The organism is Nocardioides sp., from assembly GCF_041913365.1.
In the GTDB taxonomy this organism is placed as follows: Bacteria; Actinomycetota; Actinomycetes; order Propionibacteriales; family Nocardioidaceae; genus Nocardioides.
In genome coordinates this window covers 704,680-717,202 of sequence record NZ_JAYSFM010000001.1, presented here as the reverse complement: position 1 = coordinate 717,202, position 12,523 = coordinate 704,680, and the positions used below count along the sequence as shown (strand labels likewise).

Below are 12,523 nucleotides of genomic sequence, written 5' to 3'. Positions count from 1 at the left end.
ACGCGCTGCACTGGATGGTTCGCTCGCTGCGCTCGCTCACGAGACAACCTCCGATCCGGGTGCGACCGCCTTGCGCTGCTCGTGGTAGGCGAGGATCTGCAGCTCGATGGACAGGTCCACCTTGCGTACGTCGACGCCGTCCGGCACGGACAAGACAGTCGGGGCGAAGTTCAGGATGCTGGTGACACCGGTCGCGACCATGCGGTCGGCGACGTCCTGCGCGGCGACCGCGGGCGTCGCGATCACGCCGATGGACACGTCGTGCTCGGCGACGATCGACTCCAGGTCGTCGAAGGAGCGGACCTCGAGGCCGGCGACGACCTCGGTGTGGCGGCTCGGGTCGGCGTCGAGCAGGGCCACGACCCGGAAGCCGCGGCTGCGGAACCCGGAGTAGTTGGCCAGCGCATGGCCGAGGTTTCCGATGCCGACGATGACCACGGGCCAGTCCTGGGTCACGCCGATCTCGCGGGCGATCTGGTAGCGGAGGTACTCCACGTCGTAGCCGACGCCGCGGGTGCCGTAGCTGCCGAGGTAGGAGAGGTCCTTGCGGAGCTTGGCGCTGTTGACGCCGGCCGCGGCGGCGAGCTCCTCGCTCGAGCAGGTGGTCGTGCCGCCGTCGGCGAGGCCGGTCAGGGCACGCAGGTACACGGGAAGCCGCGCGACAGTCGCCTCGGGAATGTCCCGGGCAGAGTCGGGGGTCCGTGCGGTCACAGCTTTGCTTCTCTCCAGCCAGGTGACGGGGATCGCCTGACCCGGTCACTGTAGGAGTTTGTGAACGGGAGAACAAAACGGGACGACGGCGGGCTAGCACATGTGAGATGACCCACCCGACGCGGGGTCGTCCCCGACTTGCGCACGGAGTGCCGGAGGGCGTATCCGGGGGCGGGCGGACGGCTCACGCCAGCACCTCGCGGAGCATCCGGTCCGAGGCCAGGAGCGCCTCCCGGTCGTGGGTGGAGGAGCTCGCCAGCAGCTCGTCGGCCCCGGTCCGCTGGACGAGCGCCTCGAGGTGGCGGCGCACGGTCGCCGGGCTGCCCGCGACGGCGCGGTCCACCGCGGCCTCGACCCGGCGGCGGACCTGGTCGGGCCACGACGCGTCGCGGATGGCGGCCACGCTCTCCAGCGGCGGGAACTCACCCGTCCGACGGGCCCGGGCCATCGCCCACGCCTCGGGCAGGGCGAGCTCACGCGCCGTGGTGCCGTCGTCGGCGACGAGCACGTCGAGGGAGATCGTCACCCGCGGCTCGCTGCCGTGGTGCGGGAGGAAGTCGCGGCGGTACGCCGTCAGCGCGTCGGGGAGCTCTCCGGACGTGACGGCGGGTCCGCCCACGACCACGGGCAGCCCGAGCCGCGCTGCGACGGCGAGCCCGCGACCGGTCGCGAGCACGTGCATCGGCACCTGACGCCCGGTGGCGGGGCGCACGGTCACCCCGCCCGTGCCGTCGAGGTAGCCCCGCAGCTCGCGCAGGTCGTCCTCGAAGGTGTCGCCGTCCTCGTGGTCGCGGCGCAGCGCGCGACGCACAGGAGGCGTGAACCCGAGCGAGCGGCCGAGCCCGAGGTCGACGCGGCCGGGGTGGAGCGCGTCGAGCACGCGGAACTGCTCGGCGACCACCAGCGGCTGGTGCAGCGGGAGCATCACGCCGCCCGAACCGATCCGGATGCGGTCGGTGCGGGCCCCGATCGCGGCGAGGAGCACGGCCGGCGAGCCCGAGGCGATCCCGGGGACGGCGTGGTGCTCGGCGACCCAGAACCGGTCGTAGCCGACCTGCTCCGCGTGCACCGCACGGGCGATGGTCGCCTCGAGCCCCTCGGCGTCGGGCCGGCCGTCGTGGGTCCGGGAGCGGTCGAGCAGGGAGAGCCTCACGCCCTCCTCAACGCCTCAGGCGCCGAGAGCCTTCCGCAGCCGCGCCTCGTCGACACGCCAGAAGTCGTGCTGGCGCCCGTCGACGTACGTCACCGGGACCTCCTCGCCGAAGCGGTCCTCGAGGTCGTCGTCGGACTCGATGTCGACCTCGTCGAAGGACTCCCCCAGGTCGGCGCACACGCGCGCGATCACCTCGCGGGCGTCGTCGCACAGGTGGCAGCCCGGGCGCGAGTAGAGGGTGATCCGGGCGGTCATCGGTCCTGCTCCAGGATCCCGAGGGCGCGGCGCCGCTCGATGCCGCGCAGCCGGCCCTTCTGGACCTTGCCGGTGGCGGTGAACGGCAGCTCGTCGACGACCTCGATCCGGCTGGGCTGCTTGAAGCGCGCCAGCCGGACGACGGCGTGCGCGCGGACCGCCTCCTCGAGGTGGGTGCGGGGCGCGCCGGCAGGGACGACGTACGCCACGACGGCCTCGCCGGTCTCCGCGTCGGGCACGCCGATGACCGCGGCGTCGGCCACGCCGTCCACCTCGCGGATGACGTCCTCGACCTCGGTCGGGTAGACGTTGAAGCCGCTGACGATGACCAGCTCCTTGACCCGGTCGACGAGGAACAGGTCCCCGCTGGCGTCGAGGAACCCCACGTCGCCCGTGGCGTACCAGCCCTCGGCGTCGGGGCCGTCGGACCCGTCGGGCCAGTAGCCGCTGAAGAGGTTGGTGCCGCGGACCTGGATCTGGCCCGGGTCCTCCCCCTCGACCGGGCGCCCCGTCTCGTCGACGAGCCGCAGCTCGATGCCGGGCAGGGCGGCGCCGACCGAGCCGACCCGCGGCTCGGTGCTGCACAGCGTGCTGGTGACCACCGGCGACGCCTCGGTGAGGCCGTAGCCCTGGTGCACCGGGATGCCGGTGATCGAGGTGAACTCCTCGATCACCTCCGGCTCCAGCGGCGCGGAGCCCGACAGCACCAGCCGCACCGGTCCGAGCCGCTCGCGGAGGTGCTCGTCGGGCAGCCAGTGCGCGAAGACCGGCGGCGCGATCGGCACCACGCTGCACGCCTCGTCGTCGATCAGGTCCAGCACGGCCTGCGCCTCGAACTGCTCGACGAGCAGAAGCCGGGCGCGGTGGCGCAGCACGCCGCCGAGGACCGCGTTGAGTCCGTAGACGTGGAAGAGCGGGAGCACGCCGAGCACCACGTCGTCGCCGTGCATCATCGGCGGCTCGACCGACGCCACCTGCTCGATGTTGGCCAGCAGCGCGCGGTGGCTGAGCATCGCGCCGCGCGGACGGCCGGAGGTGCCGCTCGTGTAGAGGATGGCTGCGAGCTTCTCCGGGTCGGGCAGCGGAGGCACCGGGCGTACGACGTCGGCGCGCAGCGCCTCGAAGGCGACCTCTCCCGGCGCGGGCTCGGTCCCGGTCACCACCACGACGGGGGCCGCCACCTCGTGACCGGGGAGCTCGGCGAGCTCGGCGAGCGCGGCCCGGACGACCTCGAGCGCGGTGTCGTCGACCACGACGAGCCGGGTGCCGGAGTCGGCGACCATCCGGGCGACCTCGCCGGCGGTCGAGCGCGGGTTGACCGGGACGGCCACGACCTGCGCGCGGAGCACGCCGAGGTAGGCCGTCACGAACTCGATCCGGTTGCCGACCACGATCATCACCCGCTGCCCGGCGCGGATGCCCTGCGCGCCCAGGCCGGTCGCGATGCGGGCCACCTCGTCCTCCAGCGCGGACCAGGTGAGGGTCCGGCCGCCGGTCTCCACGAGAGCCTGTCGGGCAGGTACGTCAGCGGCGGCCTCGGCCACGAAGGCGGAGATGTCGTTGCGCTGCATGCGGGGATCCTTCCACAGCTACGATCACCGGGTGACCCCGTCTGAGCGACCTCGTCGACTCAACCTGAGGCAGCGTTCGGTGCTCGCGGGAGAGGCTGCGGCGGCGGCCGCGGAGGTCGAGAACGCCCTCTCCACGCCCAGCGACTCGGCGGCGGCGGCCTTCTTCGACGTGGACAACACGGTCATGCAGGGTGCCAGCATCTTCCACCTCGCCCGGGGCCTGCACCGGCGCAAGTTCTTCAGCACCCGCGACATCGCCTCGGCCGCCTGGAAGCAGGCGTACTTCCGGATCGTCGGCGTCGAGGACCCCGAGCACGTGGCCCAGGCCCGCAGCTCGGCACTCTCCTTCATCGCCGGTCACACCACCACCGAGCTCGAGGAGCTGGGCGAGGAGATCTTCGACGAGGCGATGGCGCACCGGATCTGGCCGGGCACCCGGGCGCTGGCCCAGCTCCACCTCGACGAGGGCCAGCGGGTCTGGCTGGTCACCGCCGCCCCGATCGAGATCGCCAGCATCATCGCCCGCCGGCTCGGCCTCACCGGCGCGATGGGCACCGTCGCCGAGCACGTCGACGGCGTCTACACCGGCCAGCTCGTCGGCGACCTGCTCCACGGGCCGGCCAAGGCGGAGGCGATCCGCGCCCTGGCCGAGCGGGAGGGGCTCGACCTCGCCCTGTGCTCGGCGTACTCCGACTCCAGCAACGACCTGCCGATGCTCTCGATGGTCGGCGACCCGTGCGCGATCAACCCCGACGCGCGGCTGCGGGCGCACGCCCGGGCGCACGGCTGGCGGATCCACGACTACCGCACCGGCCGGAAGGCCGCGCGCGCCGGGCTGATGGCCGCGGCCGTCGCCGGGGCGGTCTCCGGTGCCGTCGCCGCCGGGGTCAGCGTGAAGGCCCACCGCAAGCTCTCCTGAGGCGATGTAACTCGTAGTTACTCGCGGGTTCACAAGGCGCGTCCCGGCGCTTATCGTGGAGACTGCAGTGTCTGGGAGGGGCTACCGCAATGCCGCGACAAGAGCTCGGGCGCACGCTCGAGGAAGGACTGGAGGCGCTCCGGCGCGCCGTCCTGGCTGCCCTGTCGCCGCAGGGCGTGCTGCTCATGGCCGAGGCGGCGACCGCCGGCGGTGGGCCGACCGGCACCTATGGCTCCGGACCCGTGGGCGACGAGGACTTCGCCGCCTCCTCCGAGGGTGACGAGGCCGAGCGGGAGCGGCTGATCGCGCTGGTCGAGCTGGCGCGCAGCGGCGACAAGGAGGCCTTCGGCCTGCTCTACGACCACTACCAGGCCTCGGTCTACCGCTTCCTCTACTACCGCACCCGCTCGCAGACGCTGGCCGAGGACCTCACCTCGGAGACGTTCTTCCGGGCGCTGCGGAGCATGAACAACTTCCGGTGGCAGGGCAAGGACTTCGGCGCCTGGCTGATGACCATCGCGCGCAACCTCACCACCGACCACTTCAAGGCCGGCCGCACCCGCCTGGAGATGTCCACCGAGGACATGACCCCCCACGACGACGCGACCGAGGGCCCGGAGAACGCCGTCATCGCCGGGCTCACCAACGAGGTCCTCCTCAAGGCCCTCACCGAGCTGCCGACCGAGCAGCGCGAGTGCCTCATCATGCGCTTCCTCCAAGGGCTCTCGATCGCGGAGACGGCGCTGGCCCTGGACCGCAGCGACGGCGCCGTGAAGCAGCTCCAGCTGCGCGGCGTACGCAACCTGGCGAAGCTGCTGCCGGAGGGGATGAGGGACTCATGACCTCACCCGTAACCCCAGCCTCGTGTGGCTCGTTCGTCTGTGTGGGAGGACCCACCAGCACCCAGACAGGACGCGCACGATGACACCCGCCTTCTCGGCACGACGTGCCGATGAGTTCGAGGCCCTCCTCTCCCGGGGGCCCGACGCACCGCTCAGCGAGCGCGATGCGGCGCGTTTCGCTGCCCTCCTCGAGGTCGTCGCCGACCTGCGGGCGCTGCCCGAGGCAGCGCCGCGGCCGGAGTTCGTGAGCTCGCTGCGCGAGAGCCTGATGGCCGAGGCCGACACGGTCCTGGTGCGCCAGCCGAGCACGCCGTCCCGACTCGCGATGCCCACCCCCTCGCGCAAGCGCGAGCGCCGCGTCGCGGTGCTCCTCGGTGGCGCCGCGATGGTCGGCGCCGCCGCGACCATGGCCGTCGCCGCGCAGACCGCGCTGCCGGGCGAGTCCCTCTACGGCGTCAAGCGCGGGCTCGAGTCCGCCGAGGTCCGCTTCGCCGGCGACGATGCGGCGCGCGGCCGGACCCTGCTGGCCCAGGCCGACACCCGCCTGTCCGAGCTGGAGCAGATCGCCGCCGGCCAGGCGCCCGAGCAGCTCGTGCCCGACACGCTCGACACCTTCACGCGCCAGTCCGGCGACGGCGTGCGCAGCCTGCTCGCGTCGTACGACACCACCGGCTCGACGTCCGACGTCCAGGTGGCCCGCGACTTCACCGCGGCCAGCATGGACCGCCTCGAAGAGCTGCAGGGCCAGCTGCCCGAGAGCGCCCGCGACGAGCTGCTCGCGGCCGGCCGGACGCTGACCGACCTCGACATCGAGGCCAGCAACGCCTGCCCGACCTGTGACGGCGGCATCACCACGACCCCGGAGTTCCTGCTGAGCAGCGCCCCGACCGACCTGCTCAGCGGCCTCGACACCGACGAGCTCACCCTGGAGGCGGCGGCGCCGGTCTCGGGCCAGGACCTCACCGGCATCGAGGTGCCCGAGGTGCTCCAGTCGCCGACCACCCAGCCCACCTCCCTGCCGACCAGCGTGGTGCCGACCCAGACCCCCTCGGTCGCGCCCGACCCGACCAAGGTCAAGCCCGACGTCCCGGGCAAGGTCAAGGACACCGTGGACGACACCGTCGACGACGTCACCGACACCACCAGCGACGTCGTGACGCAGCTCGACGGCGTCACCGGTGGCGCGCTGGGCGGGCTCACCGGCACCGTCGACAACGCGACCGGCGGGCTCATCAGCGAGGTCACCGGCACCCTCGACGGGTTGACCGGCAACACGGTCACCAACGCGACCGGCGGCCTGCTGCCGTAGGGGCCTTGCCCTAGCTGAAGACCCCGTCGCGCTCGCGCAGCAGGTCGAACAGCGTGTGCTGGATCGTCTCGCGCACCTGGTCGGTCACGTTGAAGACGAGCATCGGGTCGTCGGCCTCGGCCGGGTCGTAGGCGTCGGTGCGGATCGGCTCGCCGAACTCCAGGATCCACTTCGAGGGCAGCGGGACCAGGCCGAGCGGGCCCAGCCACGGGAAGAACGGCGTGATCGGGATGTAGGGCACCCCGAGCAGCCGCGCCAGCGACGGCACGTTGCCCACCAGCGGGTAGATCTCCTCGGCGCCCACCACGGAGAGCGGGATGATCGGCACGCCGGTGCGCAGCGCGGCCGACACGAAGCCGCCGCGGCCGAACCGCTGGAGCTTGTAGCGCTCGCTGAAGGGCTTGCCGATGCCCTTGAAGCCCTCGGGCCACACCCCGACGAGGTCGCCGCCGGAGAGCATCCGCTCGGCGTCCTCGGTGCACGCCAGGGTCGCGCCGCTCTTGCGGGCCAGCGAGCTGACGACCGGCATCTTGAAGACCAGGTCGGCGCCGAGCGGGCGCAGGAAGCGGTGGGCGTGGTCGTGCACGGTGAGCATCGTCATCAGGCCGTCGACGGGGACCGTGCCGGAGTGGTTGGACACGACGAGAGCGCCGCCCTCGGCGGGAATGTTGTCGAGGCCGCGCACCTCGAGGCGGAACCACTTCTCGGCCACCGGACGCAGGGTGGTCATGAGGAAGCGCTCGGTGAGCTCGCGGTCGAAGCCGTAGTCGTCGACCTCGTAGTCGCCCTCGAGACGACGCCGCAGGAATGCCATCAGCTCGGCCAGGCGGCGCTCCCAGTCGTCGCCGAACACCTCGTGCGCGGCGGCCTGGAGGGCCGCGAGCCAGTCGCCCACCGGGATGCCCGGCAGCGGGCCGCGGTCGGACGTGCGGGTCGCCTCGCGCGGGGCGACGGGCTCCTCCGCAGCGGGCTGCTCGGGCGCGAGGTTGCGGGCGGCCGAGGACGGGCGCGCCTTGCCGGTGCCACGGCCCGGGCGGCCGCCGGTGCCGATCGGGATCACCACGGCGTCCTCGCGGGCGTTGTCCTGCGCTTCCTCAGCCACGCCCCGCTCCTTCCAGCTCGGCTGGCGCGAACTCGCGACAGAAGTCGGCGAACGCCTCGGCCGTGGTGAACTTCGGCTCGAACTCCAGCTGGGTGCGCATCCGGGTGGTGTCCACCCCTCGACCGTAGGTCAGGAAGCCCAGCTGCTCGGGCGAGAAGTCCGACAGGCGGGCCTGCCGCATGGTGGCGCCGAGGCGGCCGACGGCGAAGCGCGGCAACGCCACCGACGGCTTGCCGAGGCGGCGTACGGCCTGGCTCAGGGTGAGCAGGCCGTCGCCGGCGACGTTGAAGGTGCCGGGCGTCCCGGTGATCACGGCGTGGCGCAGGACCCGCAGCAGGTCGTCCTCGTGCAGGAACTGCAGCCGCGGGTCGAAGCCGAGCACGCGGGGGACCACTGGCAGCCGGAAGTAGTTGGTCAGCGGGCTCGAGACGTGCGGGCCGACCACGTTGGCCGCCCGGATCATGGTGACGCTGACGTCGGGACGACGGCGCGCGAAGCCGCGGACGTAGCCCTCGATCTCGTAGACGTCCTTGGCGTAGCCGGAGGACGGCAGCCGCTTGGGGCCCATGTCCTCGGTGAACATCGCGGGGTCGCGCGGGCTCGAGCCGTAGACGGTGGTCGTCGACTTCACGACCAGGCGCTCGACCGTCGACGACTTCTGGCACGCAGCGAGCAGCTGCATGGAGCCGATGACGTTGAGCTCCTTCATCGTCCCGCGACCGCCGGCGGAGCCGGGCGTGGCGATCACGCTCATGTGGACGACGGTGTCGACGTCCTCCTTGGCGAGGACCTTGGCGATGACGGGGTTGCGGATGTCAGCGCGGACGAAGGACACGTCCCCGATGTCGCCCCGAGGGGGGACGACATCCACCCCGATCACTCGCTCGATGGACGGGTCGCCGGCCGCGGCGCGCGCGAAGCGTCGCCCTATGTCCCGGGAGATCCCGGTGACCAGCACGACCCGACCCATGGGCGAGGGGTGTTACTTGCCGAGCTTGCGGCGCTGGACGCGCGTCTTCTTGAGCAGCTTGCGGTGCTTCTTCTTGGCCATGCGCTTGCGCCGCTTCTTGATGACAGAACCCACGGTGAGACCTTTCCTTTCGGCCGACGCTCGTCGGCCGGACCCGCACACCCTACTTGGCAGGTGTGCGGAGCGCGGAATCGCGTCTCGCGGGCCTCAGCCGGCGTTGTAGAAGCTCTTGCGGAGGTACTCGTTGACGTCGTCCTCGGTGACCCGGAAGGAGCGACCGACGCGGACCGCGGGCAGCTCGCCACCGTGGACGAGGCGGTAGACCGTCATCTTCGAGACGCGCATCTTGGCCGCGACCTCGGCGATGGTCAGGAAGTGGGCCTCGGACATGTCGCCAGGGGTGTTCTCAGCCATGGTGTGCACCGATCCTTCTCGCGGCGACGGCGCCGGCTTCCGCGCCGGCGTCACAGGCGTGCCGCTAACGACTGAGATTAGGGCTCGCGTGACGCGTGGGGAAGAGGAATGCCAGAGAAACTTGTGTGACTGGCGGCGTGTCGGTTTGATTCTTTACCGTTCGAGCGCCCGGCGGGGACCCGGAGCAGGCTCAGGGCAGCGGGTCGAGGCCGTGCAGGGGGAAGACCTCCATGCGGGTGGCGTGGATCGCGCGGTCCAGCCAGGTCTCCGGGTCGTAGCCGCCCGACCAGTCGCGGAACGCCGGCGTGCGGCCGTCGGTCATCCGGTGCGGCGCGGTGGCGCCCAGCACCTCCTCGACGTACGCCCGCCACCCCGGCGGGGTCGGCGTCGCCGGGTCGAGCGGCCGGCCCGAGGCGATGGCCAGCAGGTGGGTCCAGGCGCGCGGGACCACGTCCACGACGGAGTACCCGCCGCCTCCGGTGACCACCCAGCGGCCGTCGGCGACCTCGTGGGCGAGGTCGTGGAGCGCGAGGTACGCCGCCCGCTGCCCGTCGACGCTGAGCATCATGTGGGCGAGCGGGTCGTTCATGTGGGAGTCGCAGCCGTGCTGGGTGACGAGCACCTCCGGCCGGAACTCGCGGACCAGCGGGGGCACGACGGCGTGGAAGGCGCGCAGCCAGCCAGCGTCGGCCGTGCCGGGCGGGAGCGCCACGTTGACCGCACTGCCCTCGGCACCCGGACCCCCGGTGTCGGTCGGGAAGCCCGTGCCGGGGAAGAGCATCTGCCCGGTCTCGTGCAGCGAGATGGTCAGGACCCGCGGGTCGTCCCAGAAGATGCTCTCCACCCCGTCGCCGTGGTGGACGTCGATGTCGACGTAGGCCACCCGCTCGACCCCGTCGGCGAGCAGCTGCTTGATGCCCACGGCGACGTCGTTGTAGATGCAGAAGCCGCTGGCCCGGTCGGGCATCGCGTGGTGCAGCCCGCCGGCGATGTTGACCGAGTGCAGCGACTCCCCGCTCCACACCTGCCGGAACGCCTCCAGGCTGGCACCCACGACGTGCGCGCTCGCGAGGTGCATGTCCTTGAAGACCGGGTCGTCATCGGTGCCGAGGCCTCGCGAGGCGTCCTCGAAGCCGGGCGTGGCCCCGGCGCGGGTCACCGCCTCGATCAGGCCCTGCTCGTGCACCGTGGCGATCTGCTCGTCGGTGGCGACGGGGGCGTCGACGCGCTTGATCCCGTCGAGGACGCCGAGCTCCTCGGCGAGCCGCATGGTCAGGTCGACGCGGATCGGCGACATCGGGTGGGTCGGCCCGAAGTTGTACTCCGTGAGCGTCTGGTCGAAGACGACCGACGTGGGACCCGCGCACTCCATGTGGCGGACGTTACTCCGGGTCCGGGTGCTGTCTGCCCAGCGGACCACATCTGGACCCGGATCTGGGCGAGTCTCAGGAACCCTCGGCCAGCTCGCGCGACCGGTTGCGCGCCGCCTCCATGGCGGCGAGGAACGCCGCCCGGACCTTGTGGATCTCGAGCTCGCGCAGCGCCGAGGCGGTCGTGCCGCTGGGTGAGGTGACCTGCTCGCGCAGCACGACGGGGTGGGTGCCGGTCTCGCGCAGCATCGCGGCCGAGCCGACGAGTGTCTGCACGACGAGCTCGGTCGACGTCGCGCGAGGCAGGCCGAGGTGCACGCCCGCCTCGATCATGGACTCGACGACGAAGAAGATGTAGGCCGGGCCCGAGCCGGAGATCGCGGTGACCGCGTCCATCTGCTTCTCGGGGATCCGCAGCACCTTGCCCGTCGACGCCATCAGCTGCTCGACCTCGGCGAGGTGTGCCTCGTCGCAGTGCGAGCCGGGCGAGATCGCGGCCATGCCCTCGTCGACGAGGGCCGGCGTGTTGGGCATGACGCGGACGACGGCCACGCCCTCCGGCACGTGCGACTCGATGAAGCTGGTCGTGATGCCGGCGGCGAGCGAGACGACGAGCTGGCCGGCGCGCAGCTCGGGAGCGATCTCCTCGAGCACGTCGCCCATGTCCTGTGGCTTGACCACCAGGGCGACCGTCTCGGCCTTCGCGGCCGCCTCGCGGTTGGAGACCACGGCCACGCCGTAGCGCTCCTCGAGCTCCTTGGCCCGCTCGGCGCGCTTCTCGCCGACCATCAGCTGGTCGACGCGGCGGCCGGCGCGCACCAGGCCGGACAGCAGGGTCTCCCCCATCACGCCGGCGCCGATGATCGCTGTGCTCATGGGCACGAATCTACTGCGTGCGGTCGAGCCTATTTCTTGCTGACCAAGGACCGGAGGAAGAACGCGAGGTTCTGGGGCTTCTCGGCGAGCCGGCGCATCAGGTAGCCGTACCACTCCGTGCCGTAGGGGATGTAGACGCGCATCGTCTCGCCGGCGGCTGCGAGGCGCTTCTGCTCCTCGGGGCGGATGCCGTAGAGCATCTGGAACTCGTAGGTCCCCGGGCGGCGGCCGAAGCGGCTGGCGAGCGAGGAGGCGATCTGGATCATCCGCGGGTCGTGGGTCGCGATCATCGGGTAGCCCTGGCCGCCGAGCAGCACCTTGAGGCAGCGGACGTAGGCCTTGTCGATCTCGACCTTGTCCTGGAAGGCGACCTCCTCGGGCTCCATGTAGGCGCCCTTGCACAGCCGCACACGGGAGCCCTCGTAGGCCAGCGCGCGGCAGTCGGCCTCGGTGCGGTGCAGCATCGCCTGCAGCACGGCGCCGGTCTCGGGGAAGTCCTTGCGGAGCTCGCGCAGGATCGTGAGCGTCGAGTCGGTGGTGGTGTGGTCCTCCATGTCGAGGGTGACCGTGGTGCCGGCGTTGCGGGCGGCGCGGCAGATGTCGCGAGCGTTCTCCAGCGCGACCTTGTGGCCGTTGTCGGGCAGGAACTGGCCGATCGCGCTCAGCTTGACCGACACCTCGGCGTGCGGGGCCAAGCCCTTCGCCGACAGGTCGGCCAGCACCTCCTTGTAGGCCGCGACGGTGGCGTCGGCCTGGGCGGCGTCGGTGGTGTCCTCGCCGAGGTAGTCGAGCGTGACCCGGAGGCCGTCCTGCACCAGCGTCGCGGTGGCGCCGACCGCGTCGGCGGTGCCCTCGCCGGGGACGTAGCTGGTCACGATGCCGCTCGAGACGGGCATCGTGGAGACGAGCTTCTTGACCCCCTGGCTGCGGGCGAGGAGCAGGATCGGCTGGCGGAGCAACGACATGGGGCGAAGGCTACGCCGATCCCCACCGAACCTTCACACCTCCTCCACCCCTCCCGGCGGCGCTCG

The 12,523-nt window shown here is 72.0% G+C and carries 14 protein-coding genes; 3 read left to right on the top strand and 11 right to left on the bottom strand.

The window, feature by feature from the left end; all coding sequences use genetic code 11:
• Positions 1-36: 36 nt before the first annotated feature.
• The 4 genes from ACE3QY_RS03595 to ACE3QY_RS03580 all read right to left on the bottom strand — a co-directional run bounded on the left by ACE3QY_RS03595 (position 37) and on the right by ACE3QY_RS03580 (position 3,690).
• Positions 37-711 carry a redox-sensing transcriptional repressor Rex gene (locus ACE3QY_RS03595; protein WP_374454631.1) on the bottom strand — a complete coding sequence of 225 codons (675 nt, stop codon included), beginning with the start codon at positions 709-711 and terminating at the stop codon, positions 37-39.
• 184 nt (positions 712-895) lie between these two features.
• Entirely contained in the window at positions 896-1,864 is a 969-nt protein-coding gene (locus tag ACE3QY_RS03590; protein WP_374454630.1) for an MsnO8 family LLM class oxidoreductase, read from the bottom strand.
• Positions 1,865-1,879: 15 nt separating this feature from the next.
• A complete protein-coding gene (locus ACE3QY_RS03585; RefSeq protein ID WP_374454629.1) occupies positions 1,880-2,119 on the bottom strand; it encodes a glutaredoxin family protein in 240 nt (79 codons plus the stop codon).
• Entirely contained in the window at positions 2,116-3,690 is a 1,575-nt protein-coding gene (locus tag ACE3QY_RS03580) for a class I adenylate-forming enzyme family protein (RefSeq protein ID WP_374454628.1), read from the bottom strand. The genes ACE3QY_RS03585 and ACE3QY_RS03580 overlap by 4 nt, the downstream gene beginning before the upstream one ends.
• Before the next feature lie 79 nt (positions 3,691-3,769).
• Here ACE3QY_RS03580 and ACE3QY_RS03575 point away from each other — a divergent pair, with 79 nt between their 5' ends.
• The 3 genes from ACE3QY_RS03575 to ACE3QY_RS03565 all read left to right on the top strand — a co-directional run bounded on the left by ACE3QY_RS03575 (position 3,770) and on the right by ACE3QY_RS03565 (position 6,760).
• Positions 3,770-4,609 (top strand): HAD family hydrolase, encoded by an 840-nt coding sequence (locus ACE3QY_RS03575; RefSeq protein ID WP_374454627.1) that lies wholly within the window; start codon positions 3,770-3,772, stop codon positions 4,607-4,609.
• An 89-nt stretch (positions 4,610-4,698) separates the two neighbouring features.
• Positions 4,699-5,451, top strand: a complete 753-nt coding sequence (locus ACE3QY_RS03570; RefSeq protein ID WP_374454625.1) for a sigma-70 family RNA polymerase sigma factor — start codon at positions 4,699-4,701, stop codon at positions 5,449-5,451.
• A gap of 79 nt (positions 5,452-5,530) precedes the next feature.
• The gene (locus tag ACE3QY_RS03565) at positions 5,531-6,760 is read left to right on the top strand and encodes a DUF5667 domain-containing protein (RefSeq protein WP_374454624.1); all 1,230 of its coding nucleotides are present in this window, start codon (positions 5,531-5,533) and stop codon (positions 6,758-6,760) included.
• A 10-nt stretch (positions 6,761-6,770) separates the two neighbouring features.
• On the opposite strand, the gene ACE3QY_RS03560 is transcribed toward ACE3QY_RS03565, so the two are convergent.
• From ACE3QY_RS03560 to ACE3QY_RS03530, 7 genes are all read right to left on the bottom strand, one after another.
• Complete coding sequence (locus ACE3QY_RS03560) at positions 6,771-7,862, bottom strand: lysophospholipid acyltransferase family protein (protein ID WP_374454623.1); 1,092 nt, start codon at positions 7,860-7,862, stop codon at positions 6,771-6,773.
• Positions 7,855-8,832: an NAD-dependent epimerase/dehydratase family protein gene (locus ACE3QY_RS03555; protein ID WP_374454622.1), complete on the bottom strand. Its 978-nt coding sequence runs from the start codon at positions 8,830-8,832 to the stop codon at positions 7,855-7,857. Before ACE3QY_RS03555 ends, ACE3QY_RS03560 begins: the two co-directional genes overlap by 8 nt.
• A gap of 12 nt (positions 8,833-8,844) precedes the next feature.
• Complete coding sequence (locus ACE3QY_RS03550; protein ID WP_008356322.1) at positions 8,845-8,946, bottom strand: 30S ribosomal protein bS22; 102 nt, start codon at positions 8,944-8,946, stop codon at positions 8,845-8,847.
• Positions 8,947-9,039: 93 nt separating this feature from the next.
• Complete coding sequence (locus ACE3QY_RS03545) at positions 9,040-9,246, bottom strand: helix-turn-helix domain-containing protein (protein WP_156385092.1); 207 nt, start codon at positions 9,244-9,246, stop codon at positions 9,040-9,042.
• A 190-nt stretch (positions 9,247-9,436) separates the two neighbouring features.
• A complete protein-coding gene (locus tag ACE3QY_RS03540; RefSeq protein WP_374454621.1) occupies positions 9,437-10,618 on the bottom strand; it encodes an acetoin utilization protein AcuC in 1,182 nt (393 codons plus the stop codon).
• A 73-nt stretch (positions 10,619-10,691) separates the two neighbouring features.
• Positions 10,692-11,492: a pyrroline-5-carboxylate reductase gene (proC, locus tag ACE3QY_RS03535; protein WP_374454620.1), complete on the bottom strand. Its 801-nt coding sequence runs from the start codon at positions 11,490-11,492 to the stop codon at positions 10,692-10,694.
• A gap of 29 nt (positions 11,493-11,521) precedes the next feature.
• Positions 11,522-12,451 carry a proline dehydrogenase family protein gene (locus ACE3QY_RS03530; RefSeq protein ID WP_374454921.1) on the bottom strand — a complete coding sequence of 310 codons (930 nt, stop codon included), beginning with the start codon at positions 12,449-12,451 and terminating at the stop codon, positions 11,522-11,524.
• Positions 12,452-12,523: the final 72 nt, after the last annotated feature.